Annotated in this window: 31 protein-coding genes and 2 pseudogenes; 9 read left to right on the top strand and 24 right to left on the bottom strand. The window is 41.2% G+C overall.

Annotated features, from left to right (window positions below; translation table 11 throughout):
- Positions 1–76: 76 nt before the first annotated feature.
- Positions 77–1,063, top strand: coding sequence for a cache domain-containing protein (locus PGY05_RS04015; protein ID WP_270475393.1), 987 nt, complete (start codon positions 77–79; stop codon positions 1,061–1,063).
- Positions 1,064–1,066: 3 nt separating this feature from the next.
- On the top strand, positions 1,067–1,561 hold the full coding sequence (locus PGY05_RS04020; protein ID WP_270475457.1) for a GGDEF domain-containing protein: 495 nt from the start codon (positions 1,067–1,069) through the stop codon (positions 1,559–1,561).
- 139 nt (positions 1,562–1,700) lie between these two features.
- Here the strand turns inward: PGY05_RS04020 and PGY05_RS04025 are convergent, their stop codons facing one another.
- The 12 genes from PGY05_RS04025 to PGY05_RS04080 all read right to left on the bottom strand — a co-directional run bounded on the left by PGY05_RS04025 (position 1,701) and on the right by PGY05_RS04080 (position 13,292).
- A complete protein-coding gene (locus PGY05_RS04025; protein WP_008369954.1) occupies positions 1,701–2,834 on the bottom strand; it encodes an ATP-binding protein in 1,134 nt (377 codons plus the stop codon).
- Positions 2,835–3,218: 384 nt separating this feature from the next.
- Positions 3,219–4,508, bottom strand: coding sequence for an O-acetylhomoserine aminocarboxypropyltransferase/cysteine synthase family protein (locus PGY05_RS04030; RefSeq protein WP_008369949.1), 1,290 nt, complete (start codon positions 4,506–4,508; stop codon positions 3,219–3,221).
- Positions 4,509–4,723: 215 nt separating this feature from the next.
- Positions 4,724–5,851, bottom strand: coding sequence for a M20/M25/M40 family metallo-hydrolase (locus PGY05_RS04035; RefSeq protein WP_270475394.1), 1,128 nt, complete (start codon positions 5,849–5,851; stop codon positions 4,724–4,726).
- A 51-nt stretch (positions 5,852–5,902) separates the two neighbouring features.
- On the bottom strand, positions 5,903–7,042 hold the full coding sequence (locus PGY05_RS04040; protein WP_195479642.1) for a trans-sulfuration enzyme family protein: 1,140 nt from the start codon (positions 7,040–7,042) through the stop codon (positions 5,903–5,905).
- Positions 7,043–7,131: 89 nt separating this feature from the next.
- Positions 7,132–7,566, bottom strand: a complete 435-nt coding sequence (locus PGY05_RS04045) for a GNAT family N-acetyltransferase (RefSeq protein WP_270475395.1) — start codon at positions 7,564–7,566, stop codon at positions 7,132–7,134.
- 16 nt (positions 7,567–7,582) lie between these two features.
- Complete coding sequence (locus PGY05_RS04050) at positions 7,583–8,551, bottom strand: glutathione S-transferase family protein (RefSeq protein ID WP_270475396.1); 969 nt, start codon at positions 8,549–8,551, stop codon at positions 7,583–7,585.
- 15 nt (positions 8,552–8,566) lie between these two features.
- A complete protein-coding gene (locus PGY05_RS04055) occupies positions 8,567–8,743 on the bottom strand; it encodes a hypothetical protein (protein WP_270475397.1) in 177 nt (58 codons plus the stop codon).
- A gap of 70 nt (positions 8,744–8,813) precedes the next feature.
- Positions 8,814–9,572, bottom strand: a complete 759-nt coding sequence (locus tag PGY05_RS04060; RefSeq protein ID WP_055249387.1) for an amino acid ABC transporter ATP-binding protein — start codon at positions 9,570–9,572, stop codon at positions 8,814–8,816.
- Positions 9,573–9,575: 3 nt separating this feature from the next.
- On the bottom strand, positions 9,576–10,319 hold the full coding sequence (locus PGY05_RS04065) for an amino acid ABC transporter permease (RefSeq protein WP_055158585.1): 744 nt from the start codon (positions 10,317–10,319) through the stop codon (positions 9,576–9,578).
- Complete coding sequence (locus PGY05_RS04070; protein WP_227120778.1) at positions 10,319–11,182, bottom strand: transporter substrate-binding domain-containing protein; 864 nt, start codon at positions 11,180–11,182, stop codon at positions 10,319–10,321. Before PGY05_RS04070 ends, PGY05_RS04065 begins: the two co-directional genes overlap by 1 nt.
- Positions 11,183–11,207: 25 nt before the next feature.
- Complete coding sequence (locus PGY05_RS04075) at positions 11,208–12,245, bottom strand: glutathione S-transferase C-terminal domain-containing protein (RefSeq protein WP_270475398.1); 1,038 nt, start codon at positions 12,243–12,245, stop codon at positions 11,208–11,210.
- A 12-nt stretch (positions 12,246–12,257) separates the two neighbouring features.
- Positions 12,258–13,292 (bottom strand): glutathione S-transferase C-terminal domain-containing protein, encoded by a 1,035-nt coding sequence (locus tag PGY05_RS04080; RefSeq protein ID WP_227120776.1) that lies wholly within the window; start codon positions 13,290–13,292, stop codon positions 12,258–12,260.
- Positions 13,293–13,528: 236 nt separating this feature from the next.
- Here PGY05_RS04080 and PGY05_RS04085 point away from each other — a divergent pair, with 236 nt between their 5' ends.
- Positions 13,529–13,936 carry an RrF2 family transcriptional regulator gene (locus tag PGY05_RS04085; RefSeq protein WP_055158591.1) on the top strand — a complete coding sequence of 136 codons (408 nt, stop codon included), beginning with the start codon at positions 13,529–13,531 and terminating at the stop codon, positions 13,934–13,936.
- An 11-nt stretch (positions 13,937–13,947) separates the two neighbouring features.
- Positions 13,948–14,436, top strand: coding sequence for a GAF domain-containing protein (locus PGY05_RS04090; protein WP_055158593.1), 489 nt, complete (start codon positions 13,948–13,950; stop codon positions 14,434–14,436).
- Here PGY05_RS04090 and PGY05_RS04095 read toward each other — a convergent pair.
- Positions 14,420–14,662, bottom strand: a complete 243-nt coding sequence (locus PGY05_RS04095) for a hypothetical protein (protein WP_022220014.1) — start codon at positions 14,660–14,662, stop codon at positions 14,420–14,422. The two genes, PGY05_RS04090 and PGY05_RS04095, sit on opposite strands and share 17 nt — an antisense overlap.
- A gap of 68 nt (positions 14,663–14,730) precedes the next feature.
- Here PGY05_RS04095 and PGY05_RS04100 point away from each other — a divergent pair, with 68 nt between their 5' ends.
- On the top strand, positions 14,731–15,939 hold the full coding sequence (locus tag PGY05_RS04100; RefSeq protein ID WP_270475399.1) for an MYG1 family protein: 1,209 nt from the start codon (positions 14,731–14,733) through the stop codon (positions 15,937–15,939).
- A gap of 80 nt (positions 15,940–16,019) precedes the next feature.
- On the opposite strand, the gene PGY05_RS04105 is transcribed toward PGY05_RS04100, so the two are convergent.
- The 6 genes and pseudogenes from PGY05_RS04105 to PGY05_RS04130 form a co-directional block, all read right to left on the bottom strand.
- Entirely contained in the window at positions 16,020–17,018 is a 999-nt protein-coding gene (locus PGY05_RS04105) for an aromatic acid exporter family protein (protein ID WP_117557582.1), read from the bottom strand.
- A complete protein-coding gene (locus tag PGY05_RS04110) occupies positions 17,015–17,251 on the bottom strand; it encodes a hypothetical protein (RefSeq protein WP_270475400.1) in 237 nt (78 codons plus the stop codon). The genes PGY05_RS04105 and PGY05_RS04110 overlap by 4 nt, the downstream gene beginning before the upstream one ends.
- A 543-nt stretch (positions 17,252–17,794) precedes the next feature.
- Entirely contained in the window at positions 17,795–18,703 is a 909-nt protein-coding gene (locus PGY05_RS04115; RefSeq protein WP_055249396.1) for a radical SAM mobile pair protein B, read from the bottom strand.
- Between the two features lie 28 nt (positions 18,704–18,731).
- A pseudogene (locus PGY05_RS04120) lies at positions 18,732–18,983 on the bottom strand (radical SAM mobile pair protein A); the annotation flags it as partial.
- Positions 18,980–19,417, bottom strand: a complete 438-nt coding sequence (locus PGY05_RS04125) for a radical SAM mobile pair system MarR family transcriptional regulator (RefSeq protein WP_004853467.1) — start codon at positions 19,415–19,417, stop codon at positions 18,980–18,982. The pseudogene PGY05_RS04120 and the gene PGY05_RS04125, both read right to left, overlap by 4 nt.
- Positions 19,418–19,560: 143 nt before the next feature.
- A complete protein-coding gene (locus tag PGY05_RS04130) occupies positions 19,561–19,893 on the bottom strand; it encodes a winged helix-turn-helix transcriptional regulator (RefSeq protein ID WP_008373705.1) in 333 nt (110 codons plus the stop codon).
- 140 nt (positions 19,894–20,033) lie between these two features.
- Between PGY05_RS04130 and PGY05_RS04135 the strand changes: the two genes are divergently transcribed.
- Positions 20,034–20,387 carry a cupin domain-containing protein gene (locus PGY05_RS04135; protein WP_020993869.1) on the top strand — a complete coding sequence of 118 codons (354 nt, stop codon included), beginning with the start codon at positions 20,034–20,036 and terminating at the stop codon, positions 20,385–20,387.
- A 105-nt stretch (positions 20,388–20,492) separates the two neighbouring features.
- Here the strand turns inward: PGY05_RS04135 and PGY05_RS04140 are convergent, their stop codons facing one another.
- The 5 genes from PGY05_RS04140 to PGY05_RS04160 all read right to left on the bottom strand — a co-directional run bounded on the left by PGY05_RS04140 (position 20,493) and on the right by PGY05_RS04160 (position 23,557).
- Positions 20,493–20,639 carry a hypothetical protein gene (locus PGY05_RS04140; protein ID WP_008373708.1) on the bottom strand — a complete coding sequence of 49 codons (147 nt, stop codon included), beginning with the start codon at positions 20,637–20,639 and terminating at the stop codon, positions 20,493–20,495.
- Positions 20,640–20,686: 47 nt separating this feature from the next.
- On the bottom strand, positions 20,687–21,403 hold the full coding sequence (locus PGY05_RS04145; protein WP_055262101.1) for an AAA family ATPase: 717 nt from the start codon (positions 21,401–21,403) through the stop codon (positions 20,687–20,689).
- A 114-nt stretch (positions 21,404–21,517) separates the two neighbouring features.
- Complete coding sequence (locus tag PGY05_RS04150) at positions 21,518–22,528, bottom strand: helix-turn-helix domain-containing protein (protein ID WP_173690797.1); 1,011 nt, start codon at positions 22,526–22,528, stop codon at positions 21,518–21,520.
- Between the two features lie 149 nt (positions 22,529–22,677).
- Positions 22,678–22,866 (bottom strand): hypothetical protein, encoded by a 189-nt coding sequence (locus PGY05_RS04155; RefSeq protein WP_008373714.1) that lies wholly within the window; start codon positions 22,864–22,866, stop codon positions 22,678–22,680.
- A gap of 244 nt (positions 22,867–23,110) precedes the next feature.
- Positions 23,111–23,557 carry a hypothetical protein gene (locus PGY05_RS04160; protein ID WP_195251525.1) on the bottom strand — a complete coding sequence of 149 codons (447 nt, stop codon included), beginning with the start codon at positions 23,555–23,557 and terminating at the stop codon, positions 23,111–23,113.
- Positions 23,558–23,859: 302 nt separating this feature from the next.
- On the opposite strand from PGY05_RS04160, the pseudogene PGY05_RS04165 reads away from it, so the two are divergent.
- The 3 genes and pseudogenes from PGY05_RS04165 (at position 23,860) to PGY05_RS04175 (ending at position 25,276) form a co-directional block, all read left to right on the top strand.
- Positions 23,860–24,127: pseudogene (locus PGY05_RS04165) on the top strand (DUF6061 family protein).
- Between the two features lie 113 nt (positions 24,128–24,240).
- Entirely contained in the window at positions 24,241–24,921 is a 681-nt protein-coding gene (locus PGY05_RS04170) for a DUF6619 domain-containing protein (RefSeq protein WP_270475401.1), read from the top strand.
- Positions 24,922–25,012: 91 nt separating this feature from the next.
- On the top strand, positions 25,013–25,276 hold the full coding sequence (locus tag PGY05_RS04175; RefSeq protein ID WP_270475402.1) for a DUF3847 domain-containing protein: 264 nt from the start codon (positions 25,013–25,015) through the stop codon (positions 25,274–25,276).
- The last annotated feature ends 34 nt before the right edge of the window (positions 25,277–25,310 follow it).

A 25,310-nucleotide genomic window follows, 5' to 3' on the forward strand; every position in this document is an offset into this window, starting at 1 on the left:
AATCTGGTATCAAAGGGGGCAAAAATACCTTTTGACCCCAACTTCTTGTTAACGCACAATATGAGGGGGATTTTACATGAAAAAATTATCACGTCATGAACTGATGCAATACGGAACGGCTATCATTTCGTTCCTTATTGTAATGACGTTCACACTTCTGATTTTTTTCTGGTTTGTACAACAGAGCGTTGATAAAAGTGTACAGAATGTTCTTCAAAAAAATACACTGCAGCAAAAGGATCACTTGGAACTGGTTCTGGAAAAAGAATATGAATTTCTGGAGGGGCCTGCTGCATACTTCGGAACAACTTCCGATCTGTTCAGCAACGATAATCTTCAGCTTCTTGCTGAACTGGCTTCTTCCAGCTCCTATCATCGGCTTATGCTTTTTTCTCCAGACGGTATCGGGCACTCCAGCGATGGAAAGAAGACCGATGCAAGTTCACGGGACTATTTTCAAAAGACATTGGAAGGCAGACGCGTCATTAGTTCTCCTCTGTCAAGCAGCGTAGACAACGAAACCCTTGTTGTCCTCACAGTTCCTGTTTATGACAAAGATCAGAATATTATCGGTGTCTTTGGAGGCTCCATCGATGTTACGGAACTGACTACCATGCTCTTTGAGGATCTGTATTCCGGTTCCGGCTACTCATTTATCACAGACTCGGATGGCAACATCATTTCCATTGAATCTACACACAACGAAATCCAAGAGAACTTTTTTACTTCTTCCTCTGACTGGGTATTTCAGACCTCGGAAGATGGTGCTACCCTTCAGGAAGATTTTAAGCAAGGACACGCAAACTGCCGCAAGATTACAGCAGATTTATCACATGCACGCTATATTTCCTACCAGCCACTAAAGTACAACGACTGGATGCTCTGCTATATCGTTCCTGCTGTCGAAGCCCGTCAGCACTTTGCTTTTATCAACAACTTTGAAATCATTCTGTTCGCCTTTTTTATCTGCATTGTGCTGCTTCTGATCTTCGCACTCTGGAAGATCAACCAGAAGAATCAGACTTCGCTTCTTCGCCAGGCGCATACAGATGCTCTGACCTGACTTCTGAACAAAGTTTATGCAGAACACACGATTTCCGAATGGCTGCGCGAAAAAGATTTTGAAGATTTACAGGCTTTAATGATGATCGATATGGATTATTTCAAGCAGATCAATGATACTTATGGACATGCAACCGGTGACCAGGTACTGAAAATATTTGCCGGATTTCTGAAAGAACAGTTCCGGACAACCGATATCATCGGTCGTGTCGGTGGTGACGAATTTATGATCCTGATGAAAAATGTACGTCTGGATTACAGTATCCATCTGCATTTGCAAAAGCTCTATACAAATCTTCAAAATATAGATATCCCGGAACTAAATGGTCGGAAACTTTCCTGCAGTATCGGCTGTGCTGTTGCTCCAACGGATGCTGAATCTTTCAGCCAGTTATACCGCCTTGCTGATCATGCTCTATATACAGCTAAGCAAAACGGACGTGGACGTTTTGTTATTTACCACGATATCAAGAACCAGCAGGAAACCGTTTTATCCTGATCAACGTCAGAAATTCTGGTACAGGTCAATATTCCTGTCATTTAATCTCAAAATTCCCGCCGGGCAGATCCTGTACCTGTCCGGCGGGAATTTCATTCTTCTTTATATCTCAGATATGCCCCGGCACATCCAGTCATTTTTAATCATCGTAAGTATCCAGGAAATTGTGTCTTACACCTTTTGCCTTGTAACCGACAACCGTATCCAGATTGACATTTTCCACACTCTTGAAAATATTGCCCTCCACAAACGGGTTCGTCTTCTTAAGCTCTGCAATCAGTTTTTTGATCTCCATACGCTTTGACTGATTTTCTTCATTGTTGCAGGTTGTACAGGTATCGGTAAACTTACATGCACACTGGATAAAATGCAGATCATTGTAATCTCTCCATGCCTTGATGTCATCCTCACGGATCAGATACATCGGGCGGATCAGTTCCATCCCTTCAAAATTTGTACTGTGAAGCTTCGGCATCATAGTCTGCACCTGTGCACTGTAGAGCATTCCCATCAGGATCGTCTCGATCACATCATCATAATGATGTCCCAGTGCGATTTTGTTGCAGCCCATCTGCTGTGCAAAATTATAAAGATATCCACGTCTCATCCTTGCACAGATATAACACGGTGATTTTTCAATCTCAAATACCGATTCAAAAATATTGGATTCAAAGATCTGGATCGGAATCTTCATCTTCCTTGCATTTTCTTCAATGACCTTCCGGTTCTCCGGACTGTATCCCGGATCCATCACCAGGAACTTTACTTCAAAGTTAAATTTGTTGTGACGCTTTAATTCCTGGAAAAGCTTTGCCATCAGCATTGAATCTTTTCCACCGGAAATACATACTGCGATCCGGTCACCTTCTTTGACCAGTTCATATTCTCTGACAGCTTTTGTAAATTTGGACCAGATCTTCTTTTTGAACTTCTTGCGGATACTAAGCTCCACATGTTCACAGACATCATCTGCTTCCTTTTTCTTCATATCTGCCATCAGCCATCCAACATAACCGCCCTTCAGGCTGTATGCTTCATATCCCTGCTCCTGCAGTTCTTCTGCGATATCCCTGCTGATCTGTCCTCTGCTGCAGCAGATAATGATCTTCTTTTCCTTATCTTCCGGCGGATTCTCCATCAGTACATCTGCTGAGCTTGCCGTCGAATTCGGCAGGATTCCATGGGCGCGCTCAATCTCGCCACGGATATCAAAAAGCTCGTAGGACTCTGCAGGAAGCGCTTCCATTTCCTCGATCGTAATATCTATACTCATTGATTTTCTCCTTGTAAAAAGAATGTCCCCTGACACATAATCCTCTTTATTGAACAGAAAGTTCCATCTGGATTGTTGTCAAATAAAAAATGCGCATGTATCGGTACATATCATAGCATAATCTCTGCATCTGGTCAAAGGGAGATCCATCCGAAAATACTGGATTTCCGCTTATTTCCGCTTATCGCACAGCATTTTCAACACTCCTGACTGCCGCAATTCCTTTCGGAAATGTAGCTGCACATGATCGGAATGGATTTCAGAAAAGCATTTTTTCTGATCTGTGCCTTTGTCATAGTGTTTTCTCCTTAAAATTTTCTGTGCACATCGAAAAAGACGAAGGTTTCGAAAAACCTCCGTCCAAAATTCCTGTGTGTATAATATTTATTTGCCCTGAACCGCTGCAAATCCACCTTCAAGATCTGCGATGATATCATCGATATGTTCTGTACCGATAGAAAGACGGATTGTGTTCGGTTTGATTCCCTGATCAAGCAGTTCTTCTTCTGTCAGCTGAGAATGTGTTGTTGTTGCCGGATGGATAACAAGGCTCTTAACATCTGCAACATTTGCAAGCAGCGAAAAGATCTTCAGGTTGTCGATGAACTTGTGAGCTTCTTCCTGTCCGCCTTTGATCTCGAATGTGAAAATAGATGCTCCACCATTCGGGAAATATTTTTCATAAAGTGCATGATCCGGATGATTCGGCAGTGACGGATGGTTCACATGCTCTACCATTGGATGATTAGAGAGGTATTCTACTACTTTCTTTGTGTTCTCTACATGACGGTCAATTCTAAGTGACAGTGTCTCTGTTCCCTGCAGAAGAAGGAATGCGTTAAATGGAGAAATTGTTGCTCCCATATCACGAAGAAGGATTGCACGGATGTAAGTTACAAATGCTGCCGGACCTGCTGCATCTACGAAAGATACTCCGTGGTAGCTTGGGTTTGCATCTGCGATTGCCGGGTATTTTCCACTTGCTTTCCAGTCAAATTTACCGGAATCTACGATGATTCCACCAAGAGTTGTTCCGTGTCCACCGATGAATTTGGTAGCAGAATGTACAACGATGTCTGCTCCGTGTTCGATCGGACGGATCAAATACGGTGTTCCGAATGTGTTGTCGATTACAAGCGGAAGTCCATGCTTGTGTGCAATTTCAGCGATCGCATCGATATCCGGGATATCACTGTTCGGATTACCAAGAGTTTCAAGATAGATAGCTCTTGTGTTATCCTGAATTGCATCTTCTACCTCTTTCAGGTTATGTGCATCTACAAATGTAGTTGTGATTCCGTAATGTGTCAGTGTGTGTTCAAGAAGGTTGAAGCTTCCACCGTAGATTGTCTTCTGCGCTACAATATGTCCGCCATCTGCTGCAAGTGCTTCGATGGTATATGTAATTGCAGCTGCTCCGGATGCTGTTGCAAGAGCTGCCACACCACCTTCAAGTGCTGCGATTCTCTTTTCAAATACGTCCTGTGTAGAGTTTGTCAGACGTCCGTAAATGTTACCTGCATCTGCAAGTCCGAATCTTGCTGCTGCATGTGCAGAGTTCTTAAATACATAAGATGTTGTCTGGTAAATCGGTACTGCTCTGGCATCAGATGCCGGATCTGGTTCTTCCTGTCCTACGTGAAGCTGAAGTGTTTCAAATTTATAATCGCTCATATTTTTCTACCTCTCTTTTCTACTGTCTGATGTATCGTGATCTCTATAGTGATCTTTCAAATTTGATAGTTGCATTATATCTACTTTTACCTACTTTGTCAATAGGTTAATAGGGAATTATTTTAAAAACATTTAATTTCAATATGTTTTATCTGTTTTTCTTCTATCAATATAAAAAAGACGCTTTTGGCGCCTTTTCTGTATAATAACATCCACTACTGCTCATCGGTGATCAGCCCGGCGATCAGTTCTGCTCCTGTCACAAGATCTTTGATTGTCGTATATTCATTTACCGAATGTGCCTGGTACATTCCATTTGACAGCACCAGTCCAGGAATCCCGTTCTTCGCAAAGCTGTTGTTATCACTTCCGCCAAATGTCTCTACAAGATTTCCTGCAAGTCCCAGCTCTTTGCTTACTCTTTCAAACCGTTTTACCGGCACACTGTCTTTTGCTGTCTCATAAGCGATCAGATGAACTTCGCAGGTAAGTTCTGATTCAGCTCCGTGTTTTTCAGCCACCTTTTTGAAGGTATTTCCCACTTCTTCTACACAACGAGTCGCTTTTTCATGTGAATAGCTCCGGATTTCTCCCTTTACGATACATTTTTCTGGAACAATGTTCGTTCCGCTCCCACCTTCGATCAATCCGATATTGCAGGTTGTCTCTTCATCCACATGTCCCTGACTGATCTGCATGATCGCTTCGGATGCAATAGCGATCGCATGAATGCCGTGCTCCGGATCAAATCCGGCGTGGGATGCCTTCCCGGTTACTACCACCTGATAAGAAATCAGAGACGGTGCTTTATATGCTGCGCTTCCAACCGGTCCGCTGATATCCAGTACATACGCTTCTTTTGCACGAACCTTTGAAAAATCAAATACGCTGCTGCCCTTGATATAAAGCTCTTCTGCAATTGCAAAAAGAATCTCAATATCCCGGTGTGGTACTCCCGCTTCTTTTACACTGCGGATTCCTTCCAGGATCTCCACAAGTCCTGCCACATCATCAGCTCCAAGAACTGCTTTTCCTGCGGAACGGATCACACCGTCTTCTCCGATGATCCCTTTCTTGCCTTTGGACGGCTCAACCGTATCCATATGGCCGGACAAAAGGACCGGATCTCCCGGAAGATCTCCCGGAAGATATGCATATAAGTTTCCGGCATTTCCTCCGAAATGTTCTCCGGCATTGTCTTCCTCTACTTCAAAACCAAGTTCTTTTAATTTCACGATCAGCCGGTCTGCCATCTGACGCTCCCCAAAGCTTGGTGCATCGATCGCAGTCAGTTCCTGAAATTCATCGACTGCCCGCTGTTCATTTACCTTTATTTTACTCATTTCTGCCACTTCCTTATCTGCACGGTCATTTTTACTGCAATATACTCATATCTACTTTAATACAGCTTCCAGATCTGCAATCAGATCCTCTGCTCCCTCAATTCCAACAGACAATCTCAGAATTCTGTCTGTAATTCCGTTCCGGTCAAGCTCTTCTTTGGAAAGATCCGCATGCGTCTGGGTAATCGGATAAGTGATCAGAGTCTCAGTTCCTCCGAGGCTTTCCGCAAACTGGATCAGTTTTACATTTTCCAGAATGTGATATGCTCTCTCTTTGGAATCTACTTCAAAGGTCAGGATCGAACCAAATCCTCTTGCCTGCTTTTTCATCAGTTCGTAGCCCGGATGTGATTCAAGTCCCGGATAAAGTACCCTTGTCACATACTCCTGCTTCTCCAGAAAATGTGCGATCTTCAGTGCATTTTCCTGTGCCCTGTCCATACGGACTCCAAGCGTCTTGATCCCTCTGAGGATCAGCCAGCTGTCCATCGGTGCAAGGGTTGCTCCTGTCGTCTTGATGATAAAACGAAGCTGTTCCTGAATGTCCTCGCGGTTTGTTATCAGAAAACCAGCAAGTGTGTCATTATGTCCACCCAGATATTTTGTCCCGCTATGCACAACAATGTCAGCACCAAGCTTCAGCGGATTCTGGAAATATGGTGATAAAAAGGTATTGTCCACGATCAGAAGAAGTTCATGTTTTTTTGCTATCTTTGAAAGTTCTTCCAGATCGGATACACGCATCATCGGATTGGTCGGTGTCTCTGCATAAATTGCTTTTGTGTTATCCTGGATATAATCCTCTACATCCACACTGCTTAAATCCACGCTGGTAAATGTCAGTCCATTTTTCACATTGATGCTGTGGAACAGACGGACACTTCCTCCATAAAGATCCTCATCAATGATGATGTGATCGCCCGGTTTGAAAATCTCCATCAGAGCTGTGATTGCTGCCATTCCTGTCGAAAATGCCAGTGCATCGATCCCTTCTTCCAGCGATGCTACGATCTTCTCAAGATGTTCTCTCGTCGGATTCTGTAATCTGGAATAGTCATAACCACTTCCTCCGCCTACTCTGTCTCTTGCAAATGTTGCAGACTGATAGATTGGATAACTGATTGCCCCATATATTTCATCCTTATTATCGTCAGCCAGATGCTGACATCGTGTATCAATTCCGTACTTCATTCTTGTCTATCTCTCCTGTTTCTATAAATCAATGTCGCTATTTACTGTACAATATCTTTCTGCCAAAATCCAGTTTTCTTTTCATAAATTTACGCAAGTTCTTTCTCCGTCATCACACATTCAAACTCTCCGGAGCCGCTTACCTGTGAAAAATCTGCGGTATAGCCGAGCTTTTCATAGAATCCAAGTGCCGCTTTTCTGGAATTGATATAGATTTTTGTCACGCCTTTTTCGTGCATCCAGTTTTCCGCCTCAATGATCCCTGCCTGTCCGTAATGTTTTCCCCTATAGGATTCCAGTGTTGCCACGCGCTCAATTTTTCCGGTATGTTCATCCAGATAATGCAGCCTGCAGGTGGATACCGGATAAATTCCGTCCATCACCAGAATATATTCATCTTCCGGTGTGTCATCTGAAAATTCTCCCTCAAGCGGGATCTTAAATCCCAGGCACATTGCCTGTGTCCGCACATAGTGTACGCCGGCTCTCTGCCATTCTTCTGTCACTCTGACTGCTTTCATCATTCATTCCCCTCTTTCTTTATTTTCCGGATAATTTTTCTCTTCCGTGTGGTGTCATCCATAAGGTTTCATCCGGTCCATTTGGCACGATCGCAAATTCATTGGACGGGCAGCAATCGATATGATAATGCTTCTTGATCGCCGCAAAATTCGTTGTGTCGCCAAATCCCGGTGTCTGATACAAATCTCTTGCATATGCCCACAGATTCGGATAATCGCGGAGAAGCTTTTTATTCAGACGAAATACCGGATAATATGCACAGTCAAATCGTACCAGTGTCACATAAAGACGCACATCAGATTCAGTCAGTCTGTCACCAAATAAGTATCTCTGGTTTGCAAGCCTTTCTTCCAGCCAGTCCAGACGGTTAAATACCATATTGTAAGCACGGTCATAAGCCTTCTGTTTTCTTGCAAATCCAGCTTTATAGACACCATTATTTACCTCACGGAAAATGATATCATTCAGCTTATCGATCTCTTCTCTTAAATCTTCCGGATAAAGATCCGGTGCTCCCTCTTTGTGATAAGGCTTCCATGCCGTCTCAAAGTAAAGTGTCAGGTTGAAATAATCATTATTTACCACCTTACCGGACGGGATATCTACAAGTGCCGGTACGGTAAAGCGTCCGGTATAATCCGGATCTGCTGCAAGATATGCCTCACTGATATAGTGGATTCCAAGAACCGGATCCACATCTCCTTCGTCCAGTGTAAATGCCCAGTCGCTTCTCGGCACATCCGGTCTCTTCGGATCTGCTGTTCCGAGACTGATCACATCTTCAAGGCCAAGGAGCTTTCTTACAATCACGCTGCGGTGCGCCCACGGGCATACCGGTGCCCACAAAAGGCGATAACGCCCCGGCTCTACCGGAAGCTCACCTTCGCCCTCACCAAACGGTGTTTCAAACTGATTCTTCTGACGGTTGAAATTTCCTTCACTGTCTACTTCTTTATTTACCCATTCTGTCGATGTATTTTCTCTCATAATCTTTTCCCTTTCCTACGCTGTCTGATTCTGTTTTTCCTGCTCTTGTCTGATGCTTCTTGGCGATACATATGGCTGTCTCTCATAATCGTTGTCACCAAAACGATAGCCTTCTTCCAGAAGAAATCCGGTATCTTCCATCCACTTCAGACTTTCTGCATTTCCATTGTCTGTCACCAGTCTGATACTCATTGCTTTCGCTCCCTTCTTTTATCCTGTTGGAAAAAATCGACTGATCCCTCAGCCGATTTTGTTTTTTCTCTTAAATTGAATAATCCGGTTCTTCCATCCGGTTGATCTTTGTAAAGAACTCTTTGACACGTTCGTTCTTTGGATTTCCAAACACTTCTCTCGGCGTTCCGTCTTCCAGGATCTTTCCTCCGTCCAGGAAGATCACTCTGGTTGCAACGTTTCGTACAAAGCTCATCTCATGAGAAACCAGAAGCATTGTATATCCTTCATTTGCCGCTTTTTTGATCGTATCCAGAACTTCTCCGACAAGCTCCGGATCCAGTGCAGATGTCGGCTCATCCAGAAGCAAAAGCTTTGGCTCCATCGCAAGTGCTCTTGCGATTGCAACCCTCTGCTGCTGACCACCTGACATATGTCTCGGATAATGGTTTGCGTGATCCAGAAGACCTACATTTTTAAGCTGCTCTCTCGCAATCCTTTCTGCTTCCTCTTTTTTCATCTTCTTTACCACGATCAGCCCCTCCATTACATTCTGAAGCGCTGTCTTCTTTGAAAAAAGATTGAAATTCTGAAAAACCATGCCGGTCTTTTTCCGAAGCTCTGTCAAATCTTTGCCATGAATATGTGCAAGATCCTGTGTCTCACCGTCAATCGTTATGGTTCCGGTTTCCGGTTTTTCCAGTCTGTCCACACATCTTAAAAATGTGGATTTTCCTGTTCCAGAAGGTCCGATGATCGCTACGACATCTCCCTGATTGATGGTAAGGTCGATCCCATCAAGAACCTTATTATTTTTAAATGTTTTTGATATATTTTTGATTTCGATCATACCTTATTCCACCTCTGTATCTCTGATATCTAAAAGTGCCGGTGCATCTTCCGGTACCCGGAGCTTTTTCTCAAGATAGCTGATCACTCTCTCAAGTACGAAAGTAATTACCCAGTAAATAATTGCCAGTGAGATATACACTTCAAAGTAACGGTAATTTCTTCCCGCAAGAATCTTTCCTTCTGCGGTCATCTCCACTACGGAACAGACAAATGCAAGAGAAGTTCCTTTGATCAGTCCGATAAATGCATTTCCAAGGGATGGGAGTGCTACCACGGTTGCCTCCGGAAGGATGATCCTTATCAATGCCTGGAAATAATTCATTCCTAAAGCGCTTGCTGCCTCAACCTGTCCTTTATCTACTGATTCAAGAGAGGCACGGATGATCTCTGCGTTAAATGCAGATTCATTGAGTGCCAGAGCAACGAATGCATATACGATTGGTGCGACTCCATTGACATTGTAGTTGGTTCCACATTTAAAATTGATATATTTCAGGAGCATCGGAATACCGAAATAAGTCACATATAACTGAACCAGGATCGGCGTTCCGCGGATAACCGAGATATAGATACTTACCAGCTGTTTCAGTACCGGTACCTTTTTAATCTTCACAAGTGCAAGGAGCAGTCCCAGGATGAGACTGGCGATCATTGCTGTGACAGCCAGTTCCATTGTGACCGGAAGATATTTTAAAAGTAGCGGTATCTGTGTAAATACCAGTTTTCCATCAAATAATTTACCCATTAATTAATCGTCTCCTCGAACTTATCATCCTCCGGTGCGGCATCCTGACCATACCATTTTTTACTGATCTCAGTCAGGGTTCCGTCTTCCTTCAGCTCCTTCAGCGCTTTGTCTACCTGTTCTCTTAAATCTTTCTGATCCTGTGGGAAAATATAATATGCATAAGAGTTTTCTGCAATCATTTTTGCTTCATCTTCCGGAATATCATTTTTCTGCACATCATAGTTAAATTCTTCCATGTAAGAGTTGTACATTGCCAGATCGATGATCGTAAAATCCTGCGATCCGTCTGCTACATGCTGTAAAAATACAGATGTATCTGCATCCGAGTAAGTAATATTGATCGCTTTATCCGGATTCTTTTCATTCCATGCTTCTACTGCATTGGATACGCTGATTCCTGTACCACCTTCAAAAGAAAGTCCTGCTGCATCTTCAAATGATTTGATCTCTTTTCCACCTTTCTTTGTTACGAATACATAGCTGATCTTGTCATATGGATAAGAGTAAAGATAACTTGCTCCACGGTCTTCGTTGTAAGAGAAGTTGTTGACTCCGATCTGATAATTTCCACTGTTCAGTCCGGAAAGTACAGATCCAAAATCAGTCACTTCGTATTCCAGTTCATAATCCGGAAGTTTATCAAAAACTGCATTCAATACATCCACATCGTATCCTGCCGGCTTGTCATCATCGCCTACATAGACATATGGTTTTGCGTTTGCTCCGGTTGCTGCTTTGATTACTGTCTTTCCACTGTCTGAAGAGCTGTCCTTTGAAGCACTTTCTGAAGAAGATCCGCATCCTGTAGCCAGGACTCCTGCTGCCAGTGTAACTGCTAAAATGCTTGCCAACTTTTTCATAATATTTTTCCTCGTCTTTCGTCTGTTATTTTTCTGCTTTAAATTTGTGTGCCGGATCTTTACTGAGTGATTCTCTTCCTGTCGGTGTCTTCCAGATAGTATCCCAGTCTGTTTCCTGCACCACGATATCATAGTATGTATTTTCCCAATACTCTTCATCTGCTTCATTCAGATCGACAGATGCCGCAAAATCCTTAAAATATGTGTTATGTCTGAATGCCGGGATCTGATACAGATCTCTTGCATATCCCCACAGATTCGGGTAATCTACCAGACGGTGTTTGCAAGGTCCGATATTTCTTGAATAAGACACATCCAGTCTTGCGATGGTTGTATAAAGACGGATATCACTGTCTGTCACATAATCTCCGAATAAGAATCTCTTGTCTGCAAGTCTTTCCTCCATTGCATCAAGCCCTGCGAAAAATGTCTCATATCCATCGGCAAATGCCTGTAAGGATTCAGCGAACTGCGCTCGATAAACAGCGTTGTTTACATTTTCAAAGAGCCATTTGTTCAGCTTATCGATCTCCGGTCTTAATTCTTCCGGGTAAAGATCCGGCGCTCCCTTTTTGTGGAATGGTCTGAACGCTGTTTCCAGATGATTTGTAAGCCAGTGGTAATCATTATTTACCACTTTCTTTGTCTTATAATCTACAAATGCCGGAACGGTTGTACGTCCTGTGTATTCTTCATCCGCATTGTAGTAAAGCTCACTTAAGAACTGTGCGCCCGTTTCCGGATTGATATGATCCGGGGAATTTACAAATTCCCATCCAAGATTCTCTTCCCGGTCTGTCCAGTCTACGATCTCAACTTTCACTGCATCCTCAAGTCCGAGAAGCTCTCTTGCGATCGCTGCCCGATTGGACCAGTTGCATCCTTTTGCCCAGAAAAGAATATATCTGTCTTTTTCTACCGGATTTTTCCTTTCTCCAAAACCTTCCGTGAAGCGGTTGGGCTGACGATGGAAATTTCCATATTCATCAATTTCCTGTGCAGTTTCTCTCGGTCTTACTCTGATCTGTCTTCCATTTACATCTACATATTCAAAATCTGCCATAATTCGTTCCTCCTACTGTTCTTCTGCCTTAAATTTATTGCCCGGATCGCTGCTTAAATGTGCACGGTCATGCGGTGCACCCCAGTATGCATCAAAATTGATCTCATCCAGAAATCTTGCATTGAAAGATTCAAAAAATAATGCGCCGACCTTCTTGTTGTTTGGATTTGCGAAATCCTTAAAGTAGGTGTTGTTTCTGAATGCCGGAATCTGATACAGATCTCTTGCATATCCCCACAGATTCGGATAATCGATCAGGCGGTGTTTGGTATGTCCAAGCTGCCAGGTGTAACGAATATCCAGTCTCGCCAGCGTCACATACAGTCTCACATCACTGTCTGTCACATAATCTCCAAAGAGAAATCTCTGATTTTCCAGACGTTTTTCCAGAATATCCATTGCTGCATAAAAAGAATTATAGGCATCCCAGTAAGCTTCCTTTGATCTTGCAAAGGTTGCTTTATAAACTCCATTATTAATGTTATCAAAGAGCCATTCATTCATCTCATCGATATCTTTTCTGAGTTCTTCCGGATAAAGATCCGGTGCTCCTTTTTTGTGGAACGGTTTAAAATCTACTTCAAAATAATTGGTAAGCCAGGTGTAATCGTTATTTACAACTTTTCCTGTCTTTGTATCGATCAGAGCCGGTACCGTTGTTCTTCCTGTGTAATCATCATCTGCTTTGTAATAAGCTTCACTTAAGAACTGGATCCCAAGGACCGGATCGATATGATCTTTGTCGTATACGAATTCCCATCCAAGATTCTTCTCATGCTTTGCATGATCAACCATGTTGACACTGATTGCATCTTCCAGTCCAAGAAGTTCTCTTACGATCGAAGCTCTGTTAGACCAGTGGCAAAGCTTTGCCCATACCAGATGGTATCTGCCTTTTTCTACAGGATTTTTTCCTTCTCCAAATCCTTCTGTAAAATGATTTGGCTGGCGGACAAAATATCCATTCTCATCTATCTCCGATACGACTTCCTGCGGACGTACACGGATCTTTCTTCCATTTACTACTTCATAATCAAATTCTGCCATTATTTCTTCCTCCGTTCATATTTATCAGTACTGGTTATTTTGTATAACCTTTATTTCCTATCAATTTAGTTGGTATAATATCATCTATTACCTACTAAGTCAATAGGTTAATTTATTTTTTTGTTTTTTTCTTGAAACACATATAACCCTACGGTATAATAGGTAAAAAAGCACCAGGGTTCATAAACTCTCTGGTGCTGCTATTGTACATATAAAAAAATGGGGGAAAACTAATTATGATTTCTACAAAAGGACGTTACGCACTCCGCGTGATGATTGATCTCGCCCAGCATAAGGACGAAGAATATGTTCCGCTTAACGAGATCGCAATCCGCCAGGAAATTTCCGAAAAATACCTGGAAATTGTCCTGAAAATTCTTGTAAAGAAGAAACTCTTAAAAGGACGCCGTGGCAAAGGGGGCGGATACCAGCTTACCAGGGAACCTTCTGAATACACTATCGGCGAGATTCTTGAACTTGCGGAAGGCAATCTTGCTACAGTCGCCTGCCTGGTTCCAGGTGCCGAGGTCTGCAGCCGTGAAGAGCAGTGCATTACGCTTCCTTTGTGGAAGAAATTTGATGGAATGGTACATGATTTCTTCTACGAGATTACATTGGAAGATGTGTTAAACGGAAATATTTAAGGAGATTTTTTATGAATACTTCGAATTTTGAATGGCCAGTTGATAAAAAGCCACTGTATTCCCTGCTTTCAATCCGCCTCCGCGGTCTGATTGACGGAATCCCTCACCAGATCTCAAATCTGGCAAATGCATCGGCCCTTCTCGGTGATGCGCTTCTGAACATCAACTGGGTTGGTTTTTATCTGATGAGAGAAGGCAGGCTCGTCCTTGGTCCTTTCCAGGGCAAACCTGCCTGTATTGAAATTGAAATCGGTAAAGGTGTCTGCGGAACCGCTGTGGCAAACGATCAGGTTATGCTGGTAAAGGATGTCCACCAGTTCCCGGGACATATCGCCTGCGACAGCGCCTCTAATTCCGAGATCGTGATTCCGCTTCATAAAGGAAATGAAATCGTTGGCGTTCTGGATATCGACAGCCCTGTTCTCGCCCGTTTTGATGAAGAAGATCAGGAAGGGCTGGAACACTTTGTCAGAATCCTGGAATCTATTTTTGACAGATAAGCTGTTCTTCCAGATAGCTTACAATCACCTCAGCTGCATATCCATGTGACTTTTCCCCCGGATGCCGGAGAGAACCCACTTTTTCCTCCGGCGTATCCGGGAGTTCTAAAAATCCATAAATCTTTTCATAGCGTGATGGCACATTATGATCCGGATTATTATCACATCCTGACAAAACTCCCCATCCTCTCTGCGAAACAGCCCGGAATTCTACTATTTTCCACACTTGACATTTTCCTTTTCTGCTTATACATTATTACATTAGCAAAACTATTTTTATTTGGAGAGATTAAGATGAATGAATTATTAAAAAAGATCCGCCTAAAAGATGCTTCCGCATTTACACATAGTGGAAAATTCCACGCAGATGATGTATTTTCCTCTGCATTGTTATTATATTTAAATCCGGAAATTACAATCCTTCGTGGTAATAAAGTACCCGAAGACTTTGACGGCATCATATTCGACATTGGGCGTGGCAGATATGACCATCACCAGAAAGACAGCCGCATCCGTGAAAATGGCATCCCTTACGCGGCATTCGGCCTTCTCTGGGAAGAACTTGGTACCAAAATCCTGGGGGAAGATCTTGCTGCTAAGTTTGACGAAGCTTTTGTCCAGCCACTGGATAATAATGATAATACCGGTGAAAAAAATGAACTGGCTTCACTGATTGGAAGCTTCAATCCTTCCTGGGACGAAGATGGCGGAACCGATGAAGCCTTTTTCCGTGCAGTCAGTGTTGCCGGAATGATCCTTGACAATAAATTTGCCCGTTACCTTGGAAATGAACGTGCTGACAAGCGGATCGAAGAAATTCTCGAAACACAAAATCCTGAAGCTGATTCCCGTATTCTGGTCCTTCCTGAATTCATTCCATGCCAGAAACGTCTTTCCGAAACAGATATCGCTTTCGTTATTTTTCCATCCAACCGCGGTGGTTACTGTATCCAGCCTCAGAAAAAAGAATATTCCCTGAATTATAAATGCAGTTTTCCATCTGAATGGCTCGGTCTGGAAAATGAAGAACTCCAGAAAGAAACCGGTCTTTCGAGTGCTTCTTTCTGTCACAAGGGCGGCTTTTTAATGACTACAGCTACTTTAGAAGATGCACGAAAAGCATGTCAGATCAGTCTGGATACCTTTACTGACGAGATTACCCTTGTAAATCTCAGTTCCGACACTTCTACAGACACACTTTTAATGAAACTGCCAGAACTCGCGCATGTAAAAATTATCCACAAACCTCTGCCTGATCTCCCTGCTTTAGATATCAATGGAATTTATGCTGAAATAGAAATGAAAAAAACAGAGTGGAAAAAATATATCAAAGATCTGGTAAAAGATCTGCTGAAAACGAAACCGGAAGCTGTCTATGTCGATGGAGATATGTTTTCTATTTACCCGGTCGTGCATCAGCTTCGCAAAAAGCATATCCCGGTTCTTACTTCTGTTACAAAAAACGGTGAAAAACTTATTATCCGTATCCCATCCGGTTCCTGATTTTTTATTATCAGGAATTTGATGATCTGAAAGTGTCAAAAAGAATGTGCCATAACACATTCTTTTTGACAAATGAGAGCTTAATTATCCCAGTATAATTTTCGCTTTTTATCATCCAGTCCATCCACAAACCTTCTTTTAAATACAAGGAATTCTTCCAGATCCATCAGGATATGGTACAGCATCGCACGGCTCTCAAATTCCTCTCTGGTCTTTGGAAGTGAATTGTTTCTGATAATCGCAAAAAGTTCATGTAGTTCATCCAACTGAGCTGTCGGAACTGTATGTTCCTTCACACATACCAGCATATCAAACACATAACTCGAAATGATCATTGCCTCATCTGGCATATGCCTGATTTTCTTCATCTCATAATGTAAGTTATGGATCACGTTGCACTGCTTCATACGCATTTCAAAATAATCGATATAGTATCCCGGATGTGAGTGAAACGTATTATCCTGATATTCATAGGCATCCTGGATAAAGCCCTGAACCTCTTTTTCCAACGCACAGATATCATCCCATACATTTCTCTGCATTTCCTTATTCGCCAGATATGCCGAGATCTCTCCAAGTATCATCTGCAGACGTTCTTCCGTATATCGCATATTTTCGACCAACGCCTTCCGCTGACTTCCATAATCATAAAACAAGTTCAGGACCAGTGCCATCGTAATTCCGATCAATACCAGCATAAATTCATTTGCAATAAAATCAACTTCAAAATCTCTGACTTCCAGAAAATGCATTCCGATCAGTGCATTTACAGAAATCGTCGCTCCCCATCCGATCATCTCTGAGATAATAACCACAAAAAAAACATAAATACCATATGCCATCCATTCTGATTCTACTGCCGAGAATATAATAAGCGCCATAAGTACTGAAATTATAAATGTTACAACCCTCGCTACCGATAATTTGACAGTTTTCCACTTTGTAGTCACCATCGTAAGAAGTGCAACACTCCCTGCCGCCAGTGAATACTTCAGTCCAAACAGATTGGCTATGTAAATCGCCAGACTGCTTCCTATCGCAATTTTTAGTGCCTGCATCCCAATCTTTTTACTTTTCATTGTTCCTCCTGAAATCTCATGCGTATATCCCCACAAATTCTGTACACTGCTGCATCATCCAGATCTTCCTGTTGTTTTTGCTGTTGCTTTCCATGCATGACAAGTATTTTTTCAATAAGCTCTGGATTATCTTCACCATCAACCATACCGTCAAAAATCATGAGTACTTTTTCGTTTTTCACATCATAATAGTATTGTGTATCATTAGCTGTGTTCCTTTTTTCGTCTGTCACTTTGATGCATACACAGTCATATATAATGCATTCGGAACCGACTGATCATAGCTGAACCACACACATCCATGTCACGCTCATATTACAAATATCTAAAATAATCCCTGTAATCATTATTATACCGATTAACAGACTAATAAACCACCTTTTTTTATCTTTACTCTCCTATAATGGTCTCATAAATTTAGACACTTTTTCGGACAGATTATAATGAATCTGATATACTAAAATCAGTATGGAAGAAAGAATTTTTGAATAATGCAGCCGTTATATTCGACGATAAGCGTGAAGAAAATCTCAAAGAAAAACTCGCCGAAGAACGAAAAGAAAAAGCTGCATATACTCTGTATTGGGAGAGACAAAATCGAACATGATTTTAGAAATTTTTTGAAATTATTTTTTGAAGTGCAAAAAGACATAAAAAAGATGCCAGGATTTCTCCTGACACCATAGTGACTGAACCAATATTCATGAGCTTTCATTTTACCATCTCCCCTTGTTTATTTAAATATGCAACTTTTGATGAAATATACAAACTTGAAGTTAGCGATTTCTTTTTCCGGTATTCTCTGTCCCACGGATTTCCTCATGATAGAAATAATCTACGATCACCGGATGCCCCTGCGGGACTCTGCCATAAGGCATTTCATTATCCACAAAGGCACAATCATACTTCTTAGCCATTTTCTCAGCTTTTACTTCAAGTGCTTCAAAGTAGCTGCGGTTATGCTTGTTATAGATCTCGTCGTAAAGTGGTACAAGATCAGGATATTTTCCGGCGATATAATCCATAATTGTCCTTTTGAAACCGCCTCGAAGATTGAGATTTTCGAGCCAGAACAGATCGCACTGATCTTTTACTCGCTCAAAGATTGCTTCAAAATCCGTGATACCGGGGAATACCGGGGATACGAAACAGACTGTACGGATACCTGCTTTATATACCTGCTTCATAGCAGCGATACGGCGCTCAATGCTCGAAGCAGAGTCCATATCGTTCTTGAAATTTTCATCTAATGTGTTGATCGACCATGAAACGGTTACACGTCCAAGCTTCTTCAGCAGATCAATATCCCGTACCACAAGATCCGACTTTGTGCAGATCAGAATATCTGCGTCACTGCCGATCAGCTGCTCCAGAAGTTTTCTGGTATTCCCGAATTGCTCCTCCTGTGGATTGTAGCCATCTGTCACAGAACCGATGACCACCCGCTGTCCGGCATATTTCTTCGGATTTTTAATTTCCGGCCAATGCTTCACATCAAGGAAAGTGCCCCATTCCTCCTTGTGCCCGGTAAAGCGCTTCATAAAAGAAGCATAGCAATACTTGCAGGCATGTGTACAGCCCACATAGGGATTGACCGAGTAACCGCCTACCGGCAGACTAGACTTAGTCATGATGTTCTTTGTTTCCACCTCACGAATGAGGATTCCATTTATTACTTCTGCCATGATTTCTGTACCTCTAACACTTTATTAGGATCTTTGCAAATACCGCGTCTCTCCATTCCGGCTTCCATCCGGAGAGATCGCTCATGCCGGCAAGAAGAAAGTTCTGCGGACATTTCTTTTCCATCATCTTGAGCTTACCCGGAAAGAATTCAGGGTCAGCGAAGTCATCAATCATATGCCAGCGTTTCACGTTGTTGCGGGCATAACAATATGCACACCCCACTGTGCATCCAATGACAATATTCATGTTCTGAATCTGATCTTTGATACAAATACTCATGACTTCTGCCACTCCTCAAGATTCTTTCTGATGCGGTCGAGGCATTCCTCAAACCGGGTAATTTCTTCCTCTGAAAAACCTTTGTAGTAAATACTGCCCATCTCATCAGATACAGAATCGTACTCGCCCTTTAAGGCATGTGCTTTCTCAGTCAGAAACAGGAGTGTTTTCCTTTTGTCCGTTTCAGACTGAACACGGCTTATCAGCCCTTGATTTTCCATTCTTTCCAGCATCGTAGTAAGAGATGTTATCGCTAATCCGCATTTAGTCGAGAGTGACCTGATTGAGATACCATCCTCCTGCCACAGCACATAAAGAATACGCCCCTGGGCTCCATTAAACGCATCAATATTCTTTTCACTGAGAATCTTCTCGAAAATCCGGTCTCCAAGCTGTTTTATTTTGGTTACAAGAAATCCTCCATTCATTTCCATACAAAAGCTCCTATATAGTAGTTTATTAACAACATACTATATAGGAGCTTTATTGTCAACAGTTTATATGTCCTAATAGGTAAATTCCGTTTTTTTTAATTCTCCAAACTTGAATTGTTCAAGCTTTTCAAATACTAACGTCCTTAATTCTGTTCAATAATTGATTTATAGTAGTTACCAAAGTCAGCAAGTGAATTAACAATTGGAAGCATTTTTGTTCCAAGTTCCGTTAAGCCGTATTCAACTCTCGGTGGCTGCTCATGGTAATCGTGGCGATATGCCAGCCCATCACTCATCATTTGTCTTAAACTATCTGTCAAAACCTTTTGTGAAATACCATCTATACTTCGTTGTAGCTCATTGAATCTCCATGGACGCTCTTTCAAGTTACGCAAAATCAGCAGTTTCCATTTTCCTCCGATAAGAGATACTGCTGTTGCAACTGGGCATTCCGGTAATTCTTCTTTTGCTCGCATAATTCTCACCTCCGAGTCTATTGTAACACATTCATTTTTGAGTGTACAGTTACAAAAAGGTGCGTACTTGTTTTTGTATGTGTCTCACACTATACTAATACCAAGCAACCAGAAACTACAAATTAACTATGGAGGTTATTATGGCAAATTACACAAAAACAACTATTGGAAAGGAAAACCGAATTGAGCTGCATGAAAAGTTGTCTTTAACAGGTGCAGAAATCAGTTTAAACGAACTACCTGCAGGAGCAAATGTCCCATTTGTTCATTCTCATAAAGAAAATGAAGAAATCTATGGAATTCTTTCAGGTAACGGCAAAGCCATAATTGACGGAGAAGAAATTAGCCTTTCAACTGGAGACTGGCTAAAAATCGCACCTACTGCAAAGCGTCAGTTTTTTGCATCCGATATTTCTGGAATTACTTATATCTGCATTCAGGTAAAAGAAAATTCTCTGGAACATTTTACAGCAGAGGATGCCGTAATCGGCTAATTAAAAGTATTTATTTACAAAAATGCACAGTTCACGATAAGCTAAGAACTGTGCATTTCTTTTTGTTCAATATTACGTTTTCTCAATTTTTCAAACAAAAAATTATCAGTGGTTATCTTTTAGAAAACAGCCAACTACAGCGACGCCAAATCCAAGAACACCTAGGACATATCCCCAAAAATTATTTGTTGTCACAGCAATTCCTAAAGGTATTATTGCAATCCCCAATAACTCAATCTTAATTCCTTTCATCGCAAATACCTTCGTTACAAACTTGAAATTGTCAATTTCTTTATTATCTAATCTGTTAGTAATCTATCCAACAGCATCTGCCTGTTGTTTATAAACATTTCTGTTACCTGGTAGCTCTCTGTATCCTCATATTCGCACAGATGTATGCGTCCATTATCAAAACAATAGATATCTGCATCTGGTATTCCTAACAAAATCGGCGAATGCGTAACTATAATAAACTGTGCTCCCTCTTTTGCACAACTATATATTTGCATCAACAATGTAAGCTGTCTCTGTGGGGATAATGCAGCTTCCGGCTCATCAAAAAGATACAAGCCATTTGGATGCAGATTGTTCTGTGCCAATGCGAGAAAACTCTCTCCATGTGATTTTTCATGATATTTGGCAGAAGGATGTGCGAGATCTGCATATTCTTCTTCCTTCGTTGCAACATTATAAAAACTTTCAGCCCTAAGAAAATACCCCCACTTTTCCTTCCGATAACCTTTGGAAATTCTTATCGCATCACACAGCTCTGAATGTGTATCATGCGTAGAAAAAACATAATTCTTTGTTCCACCTTCAGGATTAAAACCATGTGCTACGGCAAGTGCCTCCAATAAAGTTGATTTACCACTGCCATTTTCTCCGACAAAAAAGGTGATTGCTTTGTTGAAATCAAGTTTTTGAATCCCCTTAAAAGCCTTAATTCTCTTTAAATAACTATCGTTATCAATTCTATTCCAATCGAATATTACCCCTTGTAAGAATTGATCATTCATCTAATCACCTTCCTGTAAAAGACACTTTCTAATCCACCAATCCTTCGTTCTAAAGAACTCGGTCAACTGGAATTTCTGGATGCGTATAATGTGCGAAAAAAACTTAACTCCATCTTAAATATAGTGCTGAGTTTCACTGCCATTCTTTAACACCATTTTCACCACACCAAGCAATGCTGCAAACAAAACACCAGCAACCGGCCATACAATCCATGTAATATCCCAGCTCATCGTCCAGAAGCTCCATGCAAGGTAAATCGCTGTAGTCAAGCACCAATATACACCAGAAAACGTGTCAGTCTTTTTCTTAAACAGTTTTTCTTCTTTTGTATATTCGCCTTCCTGAAGAAGGGTATCGTAACTGCTTTTTACCATCCCAACACGAATCAACAGATTCACTCCTATTGCAAGTATGAATAGCAGCAATCCAACGGAAAGGCCGCAACAATAATCAGACGTTTCCATGGCTCCGGCAATAATTGTCGGAATCACTGCCAGTATACAAAGCACTACCCCAACAGCTGTTCCTCTGATAAAAATCGGTTCATAGGAATCTTTTTTTTCTCGTACTATTCCAGATACACCATACTCTGTTTCAAAGCATTCTTTTTCAAAATGTTCCATATGTGATTCTCGCATTCCATATGTAATAAACAAAAAGACGGCTGCCGCAACCATTCCAAGCAAAAAAACACATCCAAATACTGTTGCCAGAGATTCCGAAACATGAAATACGCCATCTTCTGCCATTGTCACAAGAACAATCAATAATATTGGACTTGAGATACACATACTTGTTGCGTTTGCCACTACTTTGGATCCATTTCTTTTCATGTCAAGAAATTCATTTGCGTTCTCCATAGTTACTTTTTTCAACGGTTCTGCATAGCTTTCAGTACTTTCGTGATAGGTGATATTTTCTGCTTTCATTTCATCTTTTAATAGGTAATCTGTACTAACACAAAATAGCTCCGACATCTGTAAAATTCTTTGCAGATCTGGAACAGCTCCTGCACTTTCCCACTTAGATACTGCCTGTCTGGATACGCCCAACTGATTGGCTAGTTCTTCCTGTGACCATCCATTCTTTTTTCTTTCCTCTGTAATCTTATCAGCTAAAATCATTTTTTTCTCCTTTTGCAGATTTTATGAGCTCAATATAACAGTTTTGCTGTTTGCATTCCACCATTTCAGGCTGTAAATCTGTCAACCGGCAGTTGCAAATCACAAAAGAACTCTATGAATTCCGATTTTCCAACAATACAAGCAGGAAATTATTTATCATCTGTATTGTTTTCCTTTTTCTTATGAGTCGAACCCAAGCAAAGAAATGAAGAACCAAGACATAACCATACTATAGCCATAGAACTTTCATTTCCACTCATAAAGCCAATAGCTGACGCTATGAAAAACAGAACTGATGCAATGTAAAATAAGATTGATTTGTTTATCCCTTTTTTCATAAATAAGAATCTCCTCCAAATTCCGATTGTTACATTGGCGAATGAATCCACATGTATCCCAAAATCAAGACACTAAGCACTATTACAAGCAGCAATGTTATACCAATTGCTTTGTGCTTTCGCTTAAAAGCGATAAAACTTCCCACACTCATTACTATGTATGCGAGAAGCAATAACATCGTAAAACTCATATGACCTCCTTAAATTCAGATTTCTCAGTTTCAAAAACTTGAATTTGTAAATATCATTTTACATTTTTATATGAAATCACAATATGACTTGGTGCAAATAATACTGATGCAATAATCAATAGCACTGACCTACTCACAATCCCACTAAATAAGAACAACATTGAAGGAATAATAGAAAGTGCTAATGCTCTGAAAACGCTGTTTTTCTTAAAACATATAATCCAAATAGCACAATAAAGCATTACCAATATGGTATCTACAATCAGATATAGTGCAAATGCTTCGTCAGACCACCACCCAAACCAAGTTCCCGGAATATTGATTATCATGAATCCGAAACAACCCAATCTCCCTACTTGTTCTGTGACCTCAACATATTTATTGTTCCACTTATTATCAAATCCATCTTTGCACTTAATCGCAAATACAACATTGGGTATCATAATGACTGCAATAAAAATCAGCCCAAAAACATTAAACCATTCCATATTATCTACCATTACAAACTTCGATTTTCTCAATTCTCCAAACTTGAATTGAGATTTCATCTATTCCAAGTAATTTAATAATTGTTATATTTTATTATCAAATACCTCTCAAGCCCTTGAAAACACTAAGTTTATCACAGGTTAGCTTTCCCTTATTATTTCCCTTGTGTTATATCGTCCCGTCAGTGTTTACGAACTCTCATAAGGGCAAATACAAGGGCAAGAAAAATCTATAAAACAGTATAACACAAAATAAAAGTGACTTGGTGAACTGATTGAAATGCTTCTGATGTTTATAACGAATGATTGATTGAATGATAAGGAGATTCGATACGATGATAAAATATTTGCAGAATACAATCCACACAGGAACAGCATTGATGTTTATACTTCTGCTGGTTATACGCTTCGCATTGACTGTTAGGAAGCTGAGAAGAACTTAAAGACCACTCCCGGATCGGATTGTGCACATTAAACGCACTTGCCATTGATGAGCCATTAGAATATGCCCAGTTATATCTTGACGGTTTCTCTTTCCATCTGACCGCCCCATACAGTGAAGAACGCCGAGAGGCGGCGTGAGAGTATGCCAGAGAACATGATGCTGCCGACAGGCTGAAATGATGTGGATTTGTTCATAAGTTTGTGTTATACTTCTTTAATAACTGGTCAACAAACAGAAAATGGAGGAATCTATGAAACATAACAACATTATAATCATGTCTGCATTAGCACTTGTGATTAGTTTAACCGGGTGCGGAAATACAAATAAGCTTTCCGAATATGACATGACCGGAATTAGCTTTATAGAATATAATGACATAGATACAGTATGCGAAGATGAAGAACTGATAACTGCTGGAAGCAATTTGCTATCTGACCAAGAGGACAATTTGCTCCTCTCCTATGTAGTAGATAGCGCTATTGAACTTTCTGCCGAGCTGGGAGATTATGACCATTTGGTGTTTACAAATCCCAAATGGATTGAAAACTTTGGCGATTCTGGCAAATTAAAACCCATAGAATATAGCAGCTTATCAAAAAGTATGCAAGAGTTTTTAGACAGTCAAATGCCGATATTGACAAACGACGGAAGTGTATTGCCAGAAGGAACAGGGTTATACGAATACGAAGGTGGCGGTCTGCTTGCATTTCCTGTAAATGTAACTCTTGGAGCAGCGAAGCCGATAGAAGCAAAAAATCCTCTGGTTATGCTAATAGACAATCCGGCAAAAATACTGAAAGCTGATTCTTGTTTGTTGCCCTTGACCTCAAGTGGAAATGTGTTGTTTTTGGATAGCGATAATTTACAACAAGCTTTTGAAAATAGTGAGCTTAAAGATTACGGAGATATTCAAAAGTTTAATGAAAAATAACATTTTACAATTACATAACCAATCCGAGAGGACAGTCGAGAAAATCGATTGTCCTTTTTCTATGCCTATGAGCAGAAAGGAGCGACCACCCATGACAAAGCCAAGAGAGAAAACCCGCGAGGAGCTGCAAGCCGAGATTGAGGGGGAAAAGAAGAAAATACGGCAGTTTGAAAATCGGGAAAAGATGTTGCGTCAGAAGCTATTCAAAGAGGAACGCAGAACGCGCAGCCACCGCCTTATCGTCCGGGGCGCAGTCTTTGAAAGTATTGTGCCAGAAGCAAAGGACATGACTAACGAGGAATCTGCCACCTTTCTCCGGCTTGCATTAACGAGGCAAACTGTATTTTATATCTAGTACAGTTACCAATGTACTTATTGAATGAATGGTT

Source organism: Coprococcus sp. AF51-11b1, from assembly GCF_027682785.1.
Taxonomy (GTDB): Bacteria; Bacillota; Clostridia; order Lachnospirales; family Lachnospiraceae; genus Allocoprococcus; species Allocoprococcus comes.